The sequence below is a fragment of the Streptomyces caeruleatus genome, from assembly GCF_001514235.1.
GTDB classification, from domain to species: Bacteria; Actinomycetota; Actinomycetes; order Streptomycetales; family Streptomycetaceae; genus Streptomyces; species Streptomyces caeruleatus.
In genome coordinates this window covers 177,417-196,011 of sequence record NZ_KQ948926.1, presented here as the reverse complement: position 1 = coordinate 196,011, position 18,595 = coordinate 177,417, and the positions used below count along the sequence as shown (strand labels likewise).

The 18,595-nt window shown below is 71.5% G+C and carries 15 protein-coding genes; 6 read left to right on the top strand and 9 right to left on the bottom strand.

The window, feature by feature from the left end; translation table 11 throughout:
* The first annotated feature begins 22 nt into the window (after nt 1-22).
* Together AQJ67_RS09590 and AQJ67_RS09585 are read left to right on the top strand one after the other, a co-directional pair.
* Entirely contained in the window at nt 23-346 is a 324-nt protein-coding gene (locus AQJ67_RS09590; RefSeq protein WP_062717671.1) for an STAS domain-containing protein, read from the top strand.
* Between the two features lie 262 nt (nt 347-608).
* Nucleotides 609-3,194 carry an ATP-binding protein gene (locus tag AQJ67_RS09585; protein ID WP_062717670.1) on the top strand — a complete coding sequence of 862 codons (2,586 nt, stop codon included), beginning with the start codon at nt 609-611 and terminating at the stop codon, nt 3,192-3,194.
* A 100-nt stretch (nt 3,195-3,294) separates the two neighbouring features.
* Here the strand turns inward: AQJ67_RS09585 and nucS are convergent, their stop codons facing one another.
* Nucleotides 3,295-3,966: an endonuclease NucS gene (gene nucS / locus AQJ67_RS09580; protein ID WP_062717669.1), complete on the bottom strand. Its 672-nt coding sequence runs from the start codon at nt 3,964-3,966 to the stop codon at nt 3,295-3,297.
* 265 nt (nt 3,967-4,231) lie between these two features.
* On the opposite strand from nucS, the gene AQJ67_RS09575 reads away from it, so the two are divergent.
* Nucleotides 4,232-4,624 (top strand): SCO5389 family protein, encoded by a 393-nt coding sequence (locus tag AQJ67_RS09575; protein WP_062717668.1) that lies wholly within the window; start codon nt 4,232-4,234, stop codon nt 4,622-4,624.
* A gap of 92 nt (nt 4,625-4,716) precedes the next feature.
* On the opposite strand, the gene AQJ67_RS09570 is transcribed toward AQJ67_RS09575, so the two are convergent.
* Nucleotides 4,717-5,745, bottom strand: a complete 1,029-nt coding sequence (locus AQJ67_RS09570) for an LLM class flavin-dependent oxidoreductase (protein WP_062717667.1) — start codon at nt 5,743-5,745, stop codon at nt 4,717-4,719.
* A 223-nt stretch (nt 5,746-5,968) separates the two neighbouring features.
* Between AQJ67_RS09570 and AQJ67_RS09565 the strand changes: the two genes are divergently transcribed.
* Nucleotides 5,969-6,301: a hypothetical protein gene (locus tag AQJ67_RS09565; RefSeq protein WP_062717666.1), complete on the top strand. Its 333-nt coding sequence runs from the start codon at nt 5,969-5,971 to the stop codon at nt 6,299-6,301.
* A 7-nt stretch (nt 6,302-6,308) separates the two neighbouring features.
* Here the strand turns inward: AQJ67_RS09565 and AQJ67_RS09560 are convergent, their stop codons facing one another.
* The 7 genes from AQJ67_RS09560 to mce all read right to left on the bottom strand — a co-directional run bounded on the left by AQJ67_RS09560 (nt 6,309) and on the right by mce (nt 16,068).
* Nucleotides 6,309-7,178, bottom strand: a complete 870-nt coding sequence (locus AQJ67_RS09560; RefSeq protein ID WP_062717665.1) for an ABC transporter permease subunit — start codon at nt 7,176-7,178, stop codon at nt 6,309-6,311.
* Nucleotides 7,175-8,434, bottom strand: coding sequence for an ABC transporter ATP-binding protein (locus tag AQJ67_RS09555; RefSeq protein ID WP_062717664.1), 1,260 nt, complete (start codon nt 8,432-8,434; stop codon nt 7,175-7,177). Before AQJ67_RS09555 ends, AQJ67_RS09560 begins: the two co-directional genes overlap by 4 nt.
* 155 nt (nt 8,435-8,589) lie before the next feature.
* Nucleotides 8,590-9,360, bottom strand: a complete 771-nt coding sequence (locus tag AQJ67_RS09550; protein WP_062718478.1) for an ABC transporter permease — start codon at nt 9,358-9,360, stop codon at nt 8,590-8,592.
* Between the two features lie 2 nt (nt 9,361-9,362).
* Nucleotides 9,363-10,340 (bottom strand): ABC transporter ATP-binding protein, encoded by a 978-nt coding sequence (locus AQJ67_RS09545; RefSeq protein WP_062717663.1) that lies wholly within the window; start codon nt 10,338-10,340, stop codon nt 9,363-9,365.
* Nucleotides 10,341-10,426: 86 nt separating this feature from the next.
* Complete coding sequence (locus AQJ67_RS09540; protein ID WP_062717662.1) at nt 10,427-11,362, bottom strand: coiled-coil domain-containing protein; 936 nt, start codon at nt 11,360-11,362, stop codon at nt 10,427-10,429.
* A gap of 183 nt (nt 11,363-11,545) precedes the next feature.
* Complete coding sequence (scy, locus tag AQJ67_RS09535) at nt 11,546-15,394, bottom strand: polarized growth protein Scy (RefSeq protein WP_062717661.1); 3,849 nt, start codon at nt 15,392-15,394, stop codon at nt 11,546-11,548.
* Nucleotides 15,395-15,627: 233 nt separating this feature from the next.
* Nucleotides 15,628-16,068 carry a methylmalonyl-CoA epimerase gene (gene mce / locus AQJ67_RS09530; RefSeq protein WP_048582912.1) on the bottom strand — a complete coding sequence of 147 codons (441 nt, stop codon included), beginning with the start codon at nt 16,066-16,068 and terminating at the stop codon, nt 15,628-15,630.
* A gap of 148 nt (nt 16,069-16,216) precedes the next feature.
* Here mce and AQJ67_RS09525 point away from each other — a divergent pair, with 148 nt between their 5' ends.
* Complete coding sequence (locus AQJ67_RS09525; RefSeq protein WP_062717660.1) at nt 16,217-17,413, top strand: acetyl-CoA C-acetyltransferase; 1,197 nt, start codon at nt 16,217-16,219, stop codon at nt 17,411-17,413.
* A gap of 46 nt (nt 17,414-17,459) precedes the next feature.
* Entirely contained in the window at nt 17,460-18,416 is a 957-nt protein-coding gene (gene meaB, locus AQJ67_RS09520) for a methylmalonyl Co-A mutase-associated GTPase MeaB (RefSeq protein WP_062717659.1), read from the top strand.
* Nucleotides 18,417-18,595: the final 179 nt, after the last annotated feature.

Genomic DNA, 18,595 nt, shown 5'->3' with positions numbered 1-18,595 from the left:
GACGCACGCTTGGGGAGCGCATATGCACATCAGGGGCGACCACGCCGAACTGGTCGTCGGGGGCGTCCTCGACGTCCGCAGCGCGGCGGACGCCCGTACGGTCCTGCACTCGGCCGTCGACGACGGAGTCGGCGATCTGGTGCTCGACCTGTCCGAGCTGGTCTCCTGGGACGCCACCGGACTCGGGGTGATCATGGGGGCCCACCGGCGGGCCGGCCGCTGCGGGCGACGCCTGGTGCTGCGCGGCGTACCGCCGCAGATGCAGCGCCTGCTGGTGGCCACCCGGCTGCACCGGATCCTGGCGATCGAGGGCGGTATCGGGGTGGAGTCCCTGCCCCGGGTGTGACACCCGGCACGGATGGGGCGGGACAGTCGGGCGTTCCGGTTGCGAAGCGCACCTCACGCACAATCCTCACGAGACTGTGATGTCTCGGACGGCGCGGCACCCCGGTCTGTCGTAGATACTGTGCAAAGGTTTAGGGTTCGGCTGCCCGCCACCTAGACAAACCCTTCTCGGCGGGCCCGGACCAGAAGCGACAGCGCGGTGTGCAGCAAGGCCGGGAGGGGCTTGGCTTGGGCACACGACGCTTTTGGGGGGCTTGAAACCTATGGACCCGAACAACCGGGGACCCGAGGAGTACGGCCATGACGGTGACGGCCAGTCGTCGCGCCATCGCCCGCCCAGGGACCCCCTCACCACCGACTTCGGACAGCACGCGCCCGCACTGGCCCGCACCGTGCAACTGGTCTCGGGCGACTTCCTGCTCACGGTCAACCCCGTCGACGGCAGCGAGATCGAGGTCTGCCCGCCGGCGGAGCGCCCGTCGCGGCCCGAGAAGCTGACCCCGGCCGAACGCGCCGAGGTCGACCGCGCAGCCAGGCCGCCCGTCCCACCCGGCCCGACCCGTCCCGCCGAGCCACTGCTGGCCCGCCAGGACGAGCGCGAACAGCTGGTCCGGATGCTCGCCCGCGGCCGCTCCGTACGCCTCGTCGGCGCCCCGGGCGCCGGCCGCACCAGCCTCCTCGACCTGGTCGCCGAGGACTGCGCGGACCTCGCCCCCGACGGCGTGGTCCGGCTCACCGGCTACCACCGCACCCCGGACGACCTGCTGTACGACCTCTTCTACGCCGTCTACAGCGCTCCCCTGCACCGCCCGGATCAGGACGAACTGCTCGGCTTCGTGCGGGAGATCGGCGCGGTCGTCGTGCTGGACGACGTCGAGTTCGGCGGCGCCGCCCTCGACGAGCTGCTGGACGCGACCCCCGAGTGCGCGTTCCTGCTCGGCGCCACGCCCGACGTGCCCGCGCCGTCCGTCGACTCCGGCATCGAGGAGGTCGCCCTCGCCGGGTTCGACCGGGCCGCGAGCGTGGAGCTCCTGGAGCGCCAGGTCGGCCGGGTCCTCACCGAGGACGAGGCGAACTGGGCGGGCGACCTGTGGTTCGAGTCGGAGGGCCTGCCCCTCAGGTTCGTCCAGGCCGGCGCCCTGCTGCGACAGCGGGACCGGCTGCGGTCCGGCGCGGACGCGGTGGACGAGTACGGCGTCTTCGAGGACACCCCGCCCTCGGCCGACGCGCCCTTCGACGGGGCGTACGACACCGAGGGCCGCGGCGAGGAGACACCGCTGCCCTCCCTCGGCGAGGCGGCCGGACCCGCCCCGCTGCTCGCCTCACGGCTCAGCGCCTCGGCCCGTACCGCCCTGAGGTTCGCCGTCGCGCTCGGCGGCGAGGTGCCGCACCAGGCGCATCTGCCCGCGCTGGTCGGCGACACCCACGCGGACGCCGCGCTGGGCGAGCTCGCCGACTGCGGGCTGGTCTCGGCCGTCGGTTCCCGCTACCGGCTCGCCGCCGGTGTGCAGGCCCAGCTGGCGGCTGCCGGATACGCCGCGGACGTCCAGGACCACGCCCTCACCGCCGCCCAGCACTACGCCTGGTGGGCCGGCCACCCCTCGGTCACCCCGGAGCGCGTGTGCGCCGAGGCGGACGCCGTGCTCGCCGCCCTCGGCGTACTCGTGCCGGGTACGACGCCGCCCACCGAGGGCGAGGAGAGCCCGACCGTGCGGCTCGCCCGCACGGCGGGACCCGCGTTCGCGGCCGGGCTGCACTGGAGCGCCTGGGAGCGGGTGCTGCGGGCCGGCGCCGAGGCCTCCCGCCTGGCCGGTGAGGTCACCGAACAGGCCTACTTCCACCACGAGTTGGGCGTCCTCGCGCTCTGCGGCGGCCGGCTGGACCGGGCCCGCGCCGAGCTGGAGACCTCCATCGGCCTGCGCGGCGCCCTCGCCGACAAGCGCGGCACCGTCGCCGGCCGCCGTGCCCTCGCCCTGGTCTCGGACCGCTCCGGCACGACACCGGGAGTGGCCGCGTTCGGTGCGACGGCGGGGGAGGAGGTGCCGGACGCGCGGTACGAGGAGTCGCAGTCGCCGCCCGGAGGCGTACCGGCCGCCGCGTTCCCGCCGCCCGGCGGTGACGCCACGACGCTGGTCACCCACCGCGCCTCGCCGCCCTCGCCGTCGCCGTCCCCGGCGACCTCGCACAAGGGCCGTGGCGGCGTCCGCGGCTTCGCCCGGCGCAACCTCGTCGCGGCCGGCTCGGGCGCCCTGCTCGTGGCCGTCCTCGGCACGGTGGTGACCCTCGGCGCCACCTCCGACAACAACACCGACAGCCCGGCCACCCAGGTCGGCGTCAACCCGTCCGCCAGCCAGGGCATCGGCGACGACAGCATCGGCGCCGACAGGGCCGAGGGCGACGACGGCAAGGGCTCCGGCGACACGGGCACGGCCACCAGCCGGCCCACCGACCCGGGCCCCGACGGGACGTACGGCACGTCGGACGACCCGACGCCGACGGACGGCGCGACGGAGCCGTCGGACGATCCGAGCGGGACGCAGAAGCCCGGCGGCGGTTCCTCGAACTCGCCGACGAAGCCACCGTCGTCGCCGACGAAGCCGCCGACCTCTTCGACCAAGCCGCCGACGGAGGAGCCGACCACAGACGAGCCGACGCCGACGGAGGACCCGACGACGGAGGATCCGACGCCGACCGACGAGCCGACGACCTCTCCGACGGAACCGCCGACGAGCTCGACCTCCGCCAGCGGACCGGCCTCCTCCAGCCCCACGGAGACCACCAGCTCCGCGAGCGCCCCCCAGAGCACGGACGACGGCACGCCGAGCACCGGCTCGGACACCGTGATCTGACACACCTGAGGCCCGCTTCAGGACAAGCACGAAAGACAAGAGGGCCGGGTCCGTTGGCGGACCCGGCCCTCACCGTCGTAGAACCGCCGACAGCCGCGCGTCAGAACAGCCGCAGCTTGTCGTCCTCGATGCCGCGCATGGCGTCGTAGTCCAGCACCTGGCAGCCGATCCCGCGGTCCGTCGCGAGGACGCGGGCCTGCGGCTTGATCTCCTGGGCCGCGAAGATCCCGCGGACCGGGGCGAGATGGGGATCCCGGTTCAGCAGATCCAGATAGCGCGTCAGCTGCTCCACGCCGTCGATCTCGCCGCGCCGCTTGATCTCGACCGCGACGGTCTGGCCGTCGGCGTCCCGGCACAGGATGTCGACGGGGCCGATGGCCGTCATGTACTCGCGGCGGATGAGCGTGTAGCCCTCGCCGAGGGTCTCGATGCGGTCGGCGAGGAGTTCCTGGAGGTGCGCTTCCACGCCGTCCTTGATCAGGCCGGGGTCCACGCCGAGTTCGTGCGAGGAGTCGTGGAGGATCTCCTCCATCGTGATGATGAGCTTCTCGCCCCCCTTGTTGGTGACGGTCCAGATGTCCTTCTGCTCGCCGTCACCCTCCTTCAGGGTGCACGGCGGCGACATCCAGTTCAGGGGCTTGTAGGCCCGGTCGTCCGCGTGGATCGAGACGCTTCCGTCCGCCTTGACCAGGATCAGACGGGGCGCCGAGGGCAGGTGGGCGGTGAGCCGGCCCGCGTAGTCGACGGAGCATCGGGCAATGACGAGACGCATGGTCCGCAACGCTACTCGACGGGCCGGTGTCGACGCGATTCGCCCTGGGGTAGTCCGTATGACCCCGGACTGCCCCTGTTCATTTCTGGCCGATTGTGCGCCTAACGAGGACCGCCCATGTACGCATTCTCCTGGTGCCGTCACCGTCTGTTGCCTACCGTATTAAACGGGAGGTCGCGACGCGTATACGCAGAGTGTTCGGTATCGCGAACTCCCCTATCTGTCAGGTAACCCCCGCTGTTGTGGGGGTCCGAGAGGAGAACCCATGTCGCTCGACGTCTCACCGGCCCTACTCGAACAGGCCGAGCGAGGCGAGGTCGATGAAGCAGAATTCGTCGACTGCGTCCGGACCTCCCTGCCCTATGCGTGGGAGATGATCAGCTCCCTGGTGGCCCAGCTGAAGGTCGACGGCGGCTCGTTCGCCGACAACCAGACGCCGCCGCCGGACGAGCAGGCACGTGGCCAGTTGCTGCGTGCGCTTGCGAGTGACGCGATACGCGGCGCGCTGCAGCGGCACTTCGGGGTGCGACTGGCCTTCCAGAACTGCCACCGGGTGGCGGTGTTCCCGCTCGACGGCTCGGTCGACGAGTCGCTTGCCCGCTTCACCTCGGTGCGCAGCCAGCTGCTGAACCAGTCTCCGGAATTCAGGGACTGCTGACGCAGTAAGCCGCTTGCTTGCCGCTCCGTACGCGGGAGGTGCAATCAGTACTGGGCGGCAAGCCCCCTGGCGGCACGGTGGGACAGGGCCTTTCAGCCGAGGTGCGGGAGCACTTCGGCGCCCAGTCGACGGACGTTCTCCTCGGTCGCCGCCAGGTCGCCCGAGCCCTCGACGAGCAGGGCGAAACGGGAGATGCCGGTCCGCTCGCTGGTCGCCGCCAGGCGGTCGGCGGCGAGGCGCGGGGTGCCCACCGGGTGCAGTCCGCAGAGCAGTTCGGTGTACGCCAGCGGGTCGCGCATCGCGCGATGGCGGCCGTCCACCGTGACATGGGCCTCCAGGCCCTGCCGCAGCCAGCCCGGCATCGCCTTCGTCAGCGTCTCCACCGCGTCCGTGCGCCGGTCCGCGATCTGGCAGACGCCGGCCGACACATGGGCCGCGCCCCGGATCTCGTCGGCCGGTCGCCCGGCCGCGCGGGCGTGCTCCCGCCACAGGGCGACCATCTCGGCCTTCTCCTCGTCGCCCACGTGCATGCCGAGCAGCATCGGCAGCCCGCGCTCGGCCGCCAGCCGTACGCTCTTCGGCGACGTGCACGCGACGACGACCTCCGGGCCCTCGGCGTCCGTGAGGCACTCCGACGGCCGGGGGACGACGGGGACCTCGCGGAAGTCGAACTGCTCGCCGGCGGACGCGACCGAGGGCTCGCGCAGCCAGCGCAGCAGCAGGTCGAGTGATTCCGGGAACCCCTCCTCGTACGCCTTGAGACCCGAGCCGAACACCTCCAGGTCGACCCACGGCCCGCCGCGTCCCACGCCCAGCGAGAAGCGCCCGCCGGAGGTGATGTGCAGCAGCGCGGCCTGCTCGCCGAGGGCCACCGGGTGGGCGGTGGGCAGCACGCTGACCGCCGTGCCGACCCTCAGCCGGCGGGTGCGGCCGAGCAGCAGGGCGGCCAGGGTGATCGCGGACGGACAGGTGCCGTACGGCACGAAGTGGTGCTCGGCCACCCAGGCGGTGTCGAGCCCCGCTTCCTCGGCGACCTCGGCGGAGCGGACCGCGCGGTGCAGCGCCTCCCCCTCGCCCTGTCCCGGGAACCGGGCCGCCAACACGAAACTACCTACGTGCATTGCCTTTTCCTGCTTCCTTGGCTCCGACGCGGAGCTCCCCCACCCGGCATAACCGTCTGACACGTGCCGAGGACACGGCTTGACGAAGAGATTTGCGGATTGTCTGCAGAATCGATCGTCGGCATGGGGGACTTGTGGGGGTTGGTGCCGTACGGCTACCCCTGTCCGCGCCGCGTAGGCTGGACATGGCCCCTGCATCCTGTATAGCCCCGTGAGGTGTTCCGTGTCCCCGCGTCGCAACCGACCCAAGGGAGTCGGCTCGTCCGGAAACAGCGCCGAGGACGATCGCTCCGGCCGCTACGGCGGCTGGCAGTCCACGGAGAGCTGGCAGGACGAGGAGTGGAACGTACGGCATGTGGCGGGCGCGAGCGCCCAGGGCAAGGCGTACCGCTGCCCCGGCTGCGACCAACTGATCCCGGACGGCGTCCCCCACGTCGTCGCCTGGCCGGCCCACGCGGGCGTCGACGACCGCCGCCACTGGCACAAGGCCTGCTGGAACGCGAAGGACCGCCGCACCACGCGGGTGCAGCGGTCCCGTAACGCGCCGAAGTTCTAGGGGCGGGTCAGACGTCGCGCTTCTCCAGGAGGGCGTAGGCGCCGGCGAAGGCGGCCGCGGTGACGCCGAGCATGATCCACAGGGGGTCCCAGCCCGACGGGCCGGAATTGCTGAGGGACTGGGAGTAGAAGACGCTGAGCTGGTTCGGGATGGAGTACTCGAACAGGGCCTGCTGCAGGTCCTGCAGCGACTCCGAGAACATGAACAGCGCGATGACCAGCGGGGCCAGCAGCACACCGATCATGATGGTGATCGCGCCCGCCGAGTGCCGGATGATCGAGCCGACGACGAGCGAGAGCAGGCCGAGCAGCGCCATGTAGAGCGAGATGCCGAGCGTGCCCTTCAGCCACTCCTGGCCGCTGGGCTCCCGCGCGTCCAGCATGGACACGTCGGCGAGGGCGACGAGCAGGGCCGAGCCCAGCGTCACCACGAACGCGACCGCGAAGAACACGATCGACTTCGCCACCAGCACCCGGCCGCGGGACGGGCACGCGGTCACCGTGGTCCGGATCATGCCGGTGCCGTACTCCGAGGCGGTGGTCAGCACGCCGAGCGTGATGATGCACATGCTGCCGAGCAGCAGCCCGAAGAACCCGAACGACAGCGGGTTCTCCTTGCTCAGGCTGCCTTCCGAGGCGTTGCCGGCGATCAGCGCGGCGACGGACAGGCCGATGCCGACGACGAGCAGCACGAAGACGCCGAGCGTCCACATCGTCGAGCGCACCGACCGGATCTTCGTCCACTCCGAGGCGAGCGCGTGCCCGAGATGCGTGCGCACGACGGGGATCGGCGAGGTGTAGGAGGGGTACGAGGAGCCGGGCGCCGCCTGCCAGTTCGGTGCGGCGGTCTGCGGCATCGGGGGCTGGGGCGTGCTCATCGGGCGTCCTCGGGCTTGGTCAGGGCGGCAGGGGCAGCAGGGGCGGGCGCGGCGGGCGGCTGGGCCGGGGCCTGCGGCGGCGCGGCAGGGGGCTGAGCCGGTGCCTGGGGCGCCTGGGGCGCCTGCTGGGCGTACGGGTTGGGCGCATCCGCCCCCGGCGCCGCGACGGGGGCGCCAGGGCCGCCGTACGGCCCCGGCTGACCCTGCGGCGCGGTGAACGGCTGCCCGCCCTGCTGGGGCGGCGGCGGGGCGTACCAGCCGGGCTGGCCCTGCCCCGGCACCGGCATCGGCGGCTGCGCGCCCGGCGGCAGCTGCTGCTGGAGCCCTGCCTTCTGGTCGACCGTCGAGCGGTAGTCGACCGCGCCCTGCGTCATCCGCATGTACGCCTCCTCCAGCGAGGCCTGGTGCGGCGACAGCTCCCACAGCCGTACGTCCGTGTCGTGCGCGAGGTCGCTGATGCGGGGCAGCGGCAGCCCGGTCACCCGCAGCGCGCCGTCCTGCTCGGGCAGCACATGGCCGCCCGCCTCGGTCAGCGCCGCGGACAGCTTCTCGCGCAGCTGCGGCTCGGTGTCGGGCGTACGGACCCGGGCGAAGCCCGCCGAGTTGGCCGCGATGAAGTCCTTGACGCTCATGTCGGCGAGCAGTTGGCCGCGCCCGATCACGATCAGGTGGTCGGCGGTCAGCGCCATCTCGCTCATGAGGTGCGAGGAGACGAAGACGGTACGGCCCTCGGCCGCCAGCGACTTCATCAGATTGCGCACCCAGAGGATGCCCTCGGGGTCGAGGCCGTTGACCGGCTCGTCGAACAGCAGCACCTGCGGGTCGCCGAGCAGCGCGGCGGCGATGCCGAGCCGCTGGCCCATGCCGAGCGAGAAGCCCTTGGAGCGCCTGCCGGCCACGTCCTGGAGGCCGACCACGCCCAGTACCTCGTCCACGCGCCGGGCCGGGATGCCGGACAGCTGGGCGAGGGACAGCAGGTGGTTGCGGGCGGCCCGGCCGCCGTGCACGGCCTTGGCGTCCAGCAGGGCGCCGACCTGGCGGGGGGCGTTGGGCAGCTTGCGGTACGGATAGCCGCCGATCGTGACGCGCCCGGCCGTCGGGTTGTCCAGGCCGAGGATCATCCGCATCGTCGTCGACTTGCCCGAGCCGTTGGGGCCCAGGAAGCCGGTGACGGAACCGGGCCGCACCTGGAAGGACAAGTTGTACACAGCGGTCTTGTCGCCGTAGCGCTTGGTCAGGCCGACTGCTTCGATCATGCTCCGCACCCATCGAAAGGATCAGGACAGCGGGGCACACGCCCCCCGTAAGGGTTAGGAGGATACCTAGGCGCTGACGGTTCCACTCAAGGGCAAGTAAAACTTCGCGCGCCGACGGCTCTCCAGCGGCCCCGCGCCCCTGTCCCCAGGCCCCGCTAGGCGTCCCGCTTCTTGAGCGTGAGGTAACCCCCGAGGAGCGCCGCGATCACCCACAGCACCATGATCCCGAGGCCGCCCCACGGGCCGTACGGCTTGTCGTCGTCGATCGGGGTGACCACCTGCATGATCCGGCTGCCGGCCTGGTCGGGCAGATAACGGCCGATCTTCTCGGTCGCCGAGACGTTGCCGAGGATGTTGGAGACCAGGAAGAAGAACGGCATCAGGATGCCCAGCGACAGCATCGGCGAGCGCAGCATCGCGGCGACGCCCATCGAGAACATCGCGATGAGGGTCATGTAGAGCCCGCCGCCGATCACCGCCCGCAGCACCCCGGGGTCGCCGATCTCCGCCCGGTGGTCGCCGAGCATCGCCTGCCCCAGGAAGAAGGTGACGAAGCTGGTGGCCAGGCCGACGACGAGCGCGAGGCCGGTCGCCACCGCGATCTTGCTGGCCAGGAACGTCCCGCGCCGCGGCACGGCGGCCAGGGAGGTGCGGATCATGCCGGTGCTGTACTCGTTCGAGACGACGAGCACCCCGAATACGATCAGCGCGAGCTGACCGAGGCTCATCCCGGCGAAGCTGATGAACGTCGGGTCGAAGGAGAGCCTGTCCCGTTCGCTCATGTTGTCGAACTCGTTGTTCGACAGGGCCGAGATCAGCATCCCGAGGGCGATGGTGACCACCACGGCGAGGGACAGCGTCCACACGGTGGAGGCCACGGACCGGATCTTGGTCCATTCGGAGCGGACGACCTGGGTGGCTGCCATGCTCAGCTCCTCCTCCATTCGCTGCCCCACTGCTGTTGCTGTCGCCGCAGCTCCTGCTGTTCGCTGGGCAGGGCGTCGGCGTGCGCGTGGTACTCCACCGACTCCGCCGTCAGCTGCATGAACGCCTCCTCCAGCGAGGCCTGCTGCGGGCTCAGTTCGTGCAGCACCACACCGTGCCGCGCCGCCAGCTCACCGATCTGCTCGGCCTTGCTGCCGTCCACCTCCAGCGCCTCGTCCCCGGCCTCCACCGCCGTGATCCCGGTCGTGTGCAGGACGTCCAGCAGAAGCTCCCGCTGCGGGGTGCGGATCCGGACGTACGACCGAGAGTTCCGCTCGATGAAGTCGGCCATGGACGTGTCTGCGAGCAGCCGCCCCTGTCCGATGACCACCAGGTGGTCGGCGGTCAGGGCCATCTCGCTCATCAGATGGGAGGAGACGAACACCGTCCGCCCCTGCGCGGCCAGCGATTTCATCAGGTTCCGGATCCAGTGGATGCCCTCGGGGTCGAGCCCGTTGACCGGCTCGTCGAACATCAGGATCCGTGGATCGCCGAGCAGCGCGCCCGCGATGCCGAGCCGCTGGCCCATGCCCATCGAGAAGCCCTTGGTCTTCTTCTTCGCGACCGCCGTCAGCCCGACCGTCTCCAGCACCTCGCGCACCCGCCTCGTCGCGATGCCGTTGCTCTGCGCGAGACACAGCAGATGGTTGAACGCACTGCGCCCGCCGTGCCAGGCCTTGGCCTCCAGCAGCGCGCCGATATAGGTGAGCGGGTCCTTGAGCTGGTCGTAGCGCTTGCCGTCGATACGGACCTGACCGGCGGTCGGATGGTCGAGGCCGAGGATCATCCGCATCGTCGTGGACTTCCCGGCGCCGTTGGGGCCGAGAAAACCGGTGACGATGCCCGGTCTGACGGTGAAGGTGAGGTTGTTGACCGCCACCTTCTCGCCGTACCGCTTGGTCAGCCCCTCGAGCTCGATCATGCCGCCCACGCTAAAACGGGACAAAGCCCTCTGCCACCCCAGTGGCAGAGGGCTTTGCCAAAATTCAGCAGACGTGCGCCGGATCGTTACCGGGTCTGCTGGGCGGGAACCCCACGGGTGATCGGCTCGTCCTCGGCCGGGGTGCCGGCGGCGGCCACCGCGGCGCCCGTGAGCGTCGCCAGCATCTCGCGGACGTTCGTCAGCTGAGCGTTGATGCTGTCGCGGCGGTTGGTGAGCGCCGCGAGCTCGCGCTCGGATTCCGAACGGATGCGGTCGGCCTTGGCATTGGCGTCCGCCACGATGTCCTCGGCCTGACGCTGGGCGGTCTCCACCGTCTGGCGGGCCCGGCGCTCGGCGTCGGTGCGCAGCTTCTCCGCCTCCAGCCGCAGCTGCTCCGCGCGGTGCTCGATCTCCGCGAGACGCTTCTCCGCCTTCTGCTGACGGGACGCCAGGTCGCGCTCCGACTGCTCGCGGCGCTTGGCGAGGTTCGTCTCGAAGTCGGCGGCGGCCTGCGCGGCCTTCGCACGGGTCTCCTCGAAGAGGGCGTCGGCCTCCTCGCGCTTGGACTGCGCGTCCTTCTGCGCCTCGGAGCGCAGCTGGGACGCGTCGCTCTTGGCCTTCTCGACGATCCGGACGCCTTCGTCCTCGGCCTTGGCCTTGCGCTCCGCAGCGAACGATTCTGCGTCGTTGCGGACCTGCTGGGCCGCCGACTCCGCGAGCTCGCGGTGCTGCTCGGCCGCGCGACGTGCCTCCTCGCGCAGATCCTTGGCCTCTTCCTCGGCGAGGCGGAGGATCTTCTCGACACGCGCGCCGAGACCGGCGTACGACGGCTCTGCGTCGGTTACCTGAGCCTGGGCGTTCTGCGTCTCGAGGTGGAGCTCCTCGATGCGCTTTTCCAGAGCGGTGATGCGGGCGAGAGCGCTGTCACGGTCGGAGACGAGCTTGGAGATCCGTTCGTCCACCTGAGCGCGGTCGTACCCACGCCGCACAAGCTCGAAGCCGTAGGGGGAAGTGTCGCTCATGGGGTTCCTGTCGAATGAGACCGGTGAGGTGATAAGTGGAATCCTAGGGGCCGAAGCGGTGTGTCATCGAGCGGATACGTGTTTGATCTGGAGAATGAGACCCCTTTTGAGTGGCTAACCGTCGGACGGCTTGCCAAAAACTTGGTCAAAGGCCCCAGGAGACACCCGAACGCGCTCGCTTCGCTAGCCGTCTGACGACTTGCCACCCGATCGAGGTGCTCCCACCGTCGCACCCGCCTTGACCCCGCCGTCCTTCGCGGCGGACGGCGTCTCGAAGGACTCCAACGCCTCCAGGACGTCCTGGACACGGGAGATCTCGGCGTTGATGTCCTCGCGGCGCCGGACCAGGACCTCCAGTTCGCGCTTGCCCTCCTCGACCGTGCGCCGGGCCTCGCGGATCGCCTCGGCCTTGAGCTCCTCGGCCTCCCGGATCAGCGTCGACCGCTTCTGCTCGGCCTCCTTCAGCAGCCCCTCGGCCTTCTTCACGGCGGCGATACGGACCTTGCCCGCCTCGGAGTTCGCCTCCGAGACCAGCTCCTTCGCCTTCGCCTGGGCCTTGGCCAACTGCTCCTCGGCGGCCTTGATGAGCGCGTCGCAGCGGTCGCCGGCCGACTTCATCGTCTCGGCCGACTCACGGCGGGCCCGCTCGTGCAGCTCCTCGATCTCGGTCGTGATGCGGTCGCGCAGCTCCTCCGCGCGCTCCCTGATCGAGGTGGCGTCCCGGCGGGCGCCGACGAGCAGCTCGTCCGCGTCCGTACGGGCCTTCTCCACCATCGAGTTGCCCTCGACCGTCGCCTCGGAGACCAGCCGGTCGGCCTCCTTGCGGGCCGCGCCCACCATGGTGTCGGCCTGCGCCTCGGCGTCCGCGGTCGTCTTGTGCGCCTGCGCCTGCGCCTCGGTCAGCAGCTTGTCCGCCTCGGCCGTGGTCTCCGTGATGAGCTTGTCGACCTGCTCGGCCGCGTCCTGACGCCGCTTGCCGGCGTCCTTGCGGGCCTCTTCGAGGGTGCGCTCGGCCTCCTCGCGCGCCGCGTTGACCAGCCGCTCCGCCTCCGCGGCCGCCTCGGCCCTGACGCGCTCGGAGTCGCCGCGGACCCGCTCGGCGTGCTGCTGGGCCGACCCCACCGTCTGCGCGGCCTCGGCACGCAGCCGCTCCGCCTCCGACGTGGCGTCCCCGACCAGTTTCTCGGCCTTGGCGAGCGCGTCGGTGCGCACCCGGTCGGCCTCCGCGATCGTCTCCGACTGGAGCCGCTCCGCCTCCGAACGCGCCTCGGTGATGAGGGTGTCGGCCTGCGTCGCCGCGTCCGACCGGATCCGGTTGGCGTCCTCGCGGGCGTCCGCCCGGGTGCGCGACGCGGCCTGGTCGGCCTCGGCGATGGCGTCCGACGCCTCCGTACGCACCCGCTGGGCATGCTCGGCGGCGTCCGAACGCAGCCGCTCCGCCTCCGCGATGGCCTCCCCGACCGTCCGCTCGGCGAGGGACTTGGCGGCCTCGGACTCCTCGTTCGCCTCGCGCCGGATGCGGCCCGCGTCCTCGCTGGCCCGCTCCCGCACGGCGTAGGCGTCGGAGCGGACCCGGTCCGCCTCCTCCTGCGCCTCCCGGCGGGCACGGTCCGCCGCGTGCTCGGCGGCGCTGCGCAGCCCGGAGATCTCCTCCTGGGCCTGCTCGTGCAGCCCGGACACGGAGTCGCGGACCTGCTGGGCGTGCTGCTCGGCCGCCGACACCATCTCGGTGGCGCGCCGGTCGGCCTCCTCGACCAGCCGCACCGCCTCGGCCTGTGCCTCCTCCACCCGCTTGCGGGCGGAGGCCAGCAGCTCCTCGCTCTGCTCGCGGGCCCGCTCGCGCTCCTGGTCGGCCTCCTGCCGGGCGGAACCGAGGGTCTCCTCGGCCTCGCGGCGGCGCCGGGCGGCCTCCTCCTGGGCGGCGGCCAGCGTCTCGGACGCCTCGGCGGCGAGCCGCTCGGCGGCGGCCTGCGCCTCCGCGCGAACGCGGTCCGCCGTGTCCTGCGCCTCCGACTTCAGCCGCTCGGCCTCGGCCGCGGCCTCCGACCTGAGGCGTACGGCGATGGCCTCGCCCTCGGCACGGGACGCGGACGCGTCCGACGCGGCCTCGTCGCGCAGCCGGTCGGCCTCGTCCTCGGCCTGCTGCTGGAGCGTACGGATCCGCTCGGCGGACTCGGTGCGCAGCCGGTCGGTCTCCTCGGCGGCCTCGCGCCGGATGCGCGCGGCCTCCTCGCGGGCGTCGGCCAGCGCCTGCTCGGCGGCGGTGAGCCGCTGCTCGGCCTCGGTCTGGAGCCGCGTCAGCTCCTCGGCGGCCTCGGTACGGCGGGCCTCTATGGCCCGCTCGGTCTCCTCGTGCAGCTCCCGCGCGGCCCGCTCGGCGTCGGACTTGATGCCCTCGGCCTGCTCGACGACCTCCTCGCGGTGCCGCTCGGCCTCCTGACGGGTGCGCTGAAGGGTCTCCTCGGCCTGCCGGCGCAGCGTCGTCGCCCGCTCGATGGCCTCGGTGCGGACCTTCTCGCTGTCCGACGTGGCCTTCTGGCGCAGCTCGTCCGCGTCCTGCCTGGTCTTGGCGAGCAGCTCCTCGGCGGTCTTGGCCGCCTCCTCGATCTGCTGGACGGCCTCCTTGCGGGCCTCCGCGCGGATCTTCTCGCCCTCGGCGACCGCCTCGGAGCGCAGCTGCTCGGCCTCGCCGCGCAGTCGGCGGGCCTCCTCCTGCAGCTCGACCGTCTTGGCGCGGTACTCCTTGGTGTCGTCCTTCGCCGAACCCTTGAGCTGCTCGGCGATGTCGTGCGCCTCGGCGCGCAGCCGGTCCGCCTCGGCCTCGGCCTCGGTGCGGATCCGCTCGGCCTCCTCGGCCGCGGCCTTGGTGGTGTTCTGCGCGTCCTGCTGCGCCTTGTTGAGGACGTCCTCGGCCGTCTTGGCCGCCTTGGACAGCTGGGTCGCGCTCTCCTCGGCGGTGATCGTGCGGGCCTTCTCGGCGGCCTCGGCGACGATCTTCTCGGCCTCGGCACGCGCGTCGGCGACGATCTGCTCGGCGTCCGCCTTGGTGCTCTCGGCCTCCTTGGTGGCCTCGCTGACCAGGCGGGCGACCTGCTCCTTCGCCGTACGCGTGCGCTGTTCGTTCGCCGACTCGGCGCCGGCGAGCGTCTTCTCGGCGGCCGTCTTGGCCTCGGTGATCAGCTTCTCGGCCTCGGACTGCGCCTTGCGCAGCGCCTCCTCGGCCTCCGTCATGCGCTGCTCGGCGGCCCGGCTGAGCTCGGTGGCCTGGCGGCGGGCGGCGTCCGACTCGGTCGCCGTGGAGCTGCGCAGCTGCTCGGCGTGGTCGGTGGCCTCCTGGGCCTGCGTGGAGGCGGCGTTCAGCAGCCGCTCGGCGTCCGTACGGGCCCGGAGCAGGATCTGCTCGGCCTCCGCACGGGCCTCCTCGGCCGCGCCGGTCAGGCGCTGCCGGGCCTCGCTGGTGAGCCGCTCGGCCTCGGCACGCGCGGCAGCCATGGCCTGCTCGGCCTCGGCACGCGACTCGTCGAGGAGCCGGCGGGCCTGCTGCTCGCTGCGGGCGCGCAGCTGCTCCGCCCAGGCCACGTTCTCGTTGACGTGTGACTCGACGGTCTGGCGGCGCTCGGCCAGTTCCTGGTCCAGCTGCTGGCGGCGGGTCACCGCCTCCTGGTGGAGCTCGGCCTGCAGGCGTGCGGCGTTCTCCGCGTGCTCCTGGAGGATGCGCTGGGTCTGCGCCCGGGCCTGGCTCAGCTCGCGCTCGGCCTCCTGGCGCAGCTGGTCCGCCTGGACCTGCGCGTTCCGCAACAGCTGCTCGGCCTGGTAGCCGATGTCGCCGCCGTCGAAGGCGGGCCGGGACATGATGGTCCGCCGCGCCTCGTGCAGCTTGGCGCGCAGCACCTCGACCTGGTAGCCGAGGTCCTCGGCGTGCTGGATCGCCTTTTCCCGCTCGGTCTTCAGCCGATCCATCTCGGCCTCGAACCGAGAGAGGTGGTCGACGTCAGCCGCCGGCTCTCGCTCCTGGCGTTCGTAGCCCCGCACTGCGCGGTCCCATCCGTCCCCTGGTCGCAAGTCTCTCCATACGAGCACCGTCCATCCGCCGAACGGGGCCCCCGGGGAATGGTGTCAGATCAACGGCGGAGCACGGGCTGTTGCCCCACCCTCGTCCCCCGAAACCCGGACCCCGGAAACGGTCCCACCTCTGACGGAGGGGCCGGGTCACCCTGGACTGAGCGGCGACCGCCCCCAACCCTACCGGCCCATATGTACGGGGGTCAGTGCTCAGGTGACTCAACAGGCGCCGAAGTGACCAGTTCTGTCAGTACGCCATGGCAATCCTTTGGGTGCAGGAAGGTGATTCGTGACCCCATGGAGCCGCGTCGGGGCTCTTCGTACAGAACGCGTACGCCCTTGTCCTTGATGTCGGCGGCGTCGCCGTCCACGTCCGCCGTACCGAAAGCGATGTGGTGGACACCCTCGCCGTTCTTGTCGAGCCACTTCGCCACGGTGGAGTCCGGGCGGGTGGGTTCGAGAAGCTGCAGGTAGGAGGCGCCGCCGTCGGAGGTGTCGTTGATCTTGAGCATGGCCTCGCGGACGCCCTGCTCCTCGTTGACCTCGGAGTGGAAGACCTCGAAGCCGTACGTGGCCCGGTAGAACTCCACGGTCTTGTCGAGGTCGAAACAGGCGATCCCGATGTGGTCGATTCGCGTCAGCATGGAATTCAGTGCAGCGCCCCGGAGGTGGTTACGCAACGTGCGCGCGATCACACCGACGGCCCGGTGACGGCACGGAGTGCCACTCAGTACATTCGAAGTAAACCCTCGTTCACTCCTCGGCTGTCCAGCTGGAAGGGGATCGCACCTCATGTCTTCTGGAACTACCTCTGTGATCGTCGCGGGCGCGCGTACGCCCATGGGACGGTTGCTCGGTTCACTGAAGTCCTTCTCCGGAGCCGACCTCGGCGGCTTCGCGATCAAGGCCGCCCTCGACCGTGCGGGGATCGGCGGCGACCAGGTGCAGTACGTGATCATGGGCCAGGTGCTCCAGGCCGGCGCGGGCCAGATCCCGGCGCGCCAGGCCGCGGTCAAGGCCGGCATCCCGATGAACGTGCCGGCGCTCACCGTCAACAAGGTGTGTCTGTCCGGCCTCGACGCCATCGCGCTCGCGGACCAGCTGATCCGCGCGGGCGAGTTCGACGTGATCGTCGCGGGCGGCCAGGAGTCCATGACCAACGCCCCGCACCTGCTGCCGAAGTCCCGCGAGGGCTTCAAGTACGGCGCGATCGAGATGCTCGACGCGATGGCGCACGACGGGCTGACCGACTCCTTCGAGAACATCGCCATGGGCGAGTCCACGGAGAAGCACAACACCCGCCTCGGCATCCGCCGTCCCGAGCAGGACGAGATCGCCGCGCAGTCCCACCAGCGCGCGGCCGCCGCCCAGAAGAACGGCATCTTCGAGGCCGAGATCACCCCGATCGAGATCCCGCAGCGCAAGGGTGAGCCCGTCGTCTTCAGCAAGGACGAGGGCATCCGCGCGGAGACCACCGCGGAGTCGCTGGGCAAGCTGCGTCCGGCGTTCGCCAAGGACGGCACGATCACGGCGGGTTCGGCCTCCCAGATCTCGGACGGCGCCGCCGCGGTCGTCGTCATGAGCAAGGCCAAGGCGCAGGAGCTCGGCCTGGACTGGATCGCCGAGATCGGCGCCCACGGCAATGTGGCGGGCCCGGACAACAGCCTTCAGTCCCAGCCGTCCAACGCCATCGCCCACGCCCTGAAGAAGGAGGGCCTGGAGGTTTCCGACCTCGACCTGATCGAGATCAACGAGGCCTTCGCCGCCGTCGCGGTGCAGTCAATGAAGGACCTCGGAGTGTCCCCGGAAAGGGTGAACGTCAACGGCGGAGCCATCGCCCTGGGTCACCCGATCGGTATGTCGGGTGCGCGGCTCGTCCTGCACCTGGCCCTGGAGCTCAAGCGGCGGGGCGGCGGCGTCGGCGCGGCCGCGCTGTGCGGCGGCGGCGGCCAGGGTGACGCGCTGATCGTGCGGGTACCCAAGGCCTGAGTTCTCCTGGCAGGACCCCGTAGGACCTTTCGTGAACGGAGCTGTGATGCAGGACGTCTCCACCCTGGTGGCCCAGGCCAGGGAAGGCCGGCCGCGGGCCGTGGCCCGGCTGATCTCCCTGGTGGAGGGGGCGTCCCCGCAGCTGCGGGAGGTCATGGAGGCACTGGCGCCGCTGACGGGCAACGCGTACGTGGTCGGGCTGACGGGCTCGCCGGGTGTCGGCAAGTCGACCTCGACGTCGGCCCTGGTGACGGCGTACCGCAAGCAGGGCAAGCGGGTCGGCGTCCTGGCCGTCGACCCGTCCTCGCCCTTCTCGGGCGGCGCCCTCCTCGGCGACCGCGTCCGGATGTCCGACCACGCCTCCGACCCCGGCGTCTACATCCGCTCGATGGCCACGCGCGGCCACCTGGGCGGTCTCGCCTGGGCGGCCCCGCAGGCGATCCGCGTCCTGGACGCGGCCGGCTGTGACGTGATCCTCGTCGAGACCGTGGGCGTGGGCCAGTCGGAGGTGGAGATCGCCTCGCAGGCGGACACCAGCGTGGTCCTGCTCGCCCCGGGCATGGGCGACGGCATCCAGGCGGCGAAGGCGGGCATCCTGGAGATCGGCGACGTCTACGTCGTCAACAAGGCCGACCGCGACGGCGCCGACGCCACCGCCCGCGAGCTCAACCACATGCTCGGCCTCGGCGAGTCCCGCGGCCCCGGCGACTGGCGCCCCCCGATCGTCAAGACGGTCGCCGCGCGCGGCGAGGGCGTCGACGAGGTCCTGGAGGCCCTGGAGAAGCACCGGGCCTGGATGGACGAGCGCGGAGTCCTCACCGAACGCCGCCGTGCCCGCGCCGCCCGCGAGGTCGAGGCCATCGCCGTCACGGCCCTGCGGGAGCGGATCGCCGACCTGCACGGTGACCGCCGGCTGGGTGCGCTGGCGGAGAGGATCGTCGCCGGGGAACTGGACCCGTACCGGGCGGCGGACGAACTGGTGGCGGGGCTCACTCGGACCTGAGCACTTCGACAGCACCGCGATGTGTCGACATTCGTGTCAACTCCGGTGCTGCGCTGCTAGGTTGACCCGCATGTACCTCCTCTTGGCATAGGGCACGCCTCGCCCGCGTACGGTGCACGGCCGCTCGGTCGTGACCGGCGTGGCGCTTCGGCGTCCCCTTTCCGCCTTGAGTCGAGGAA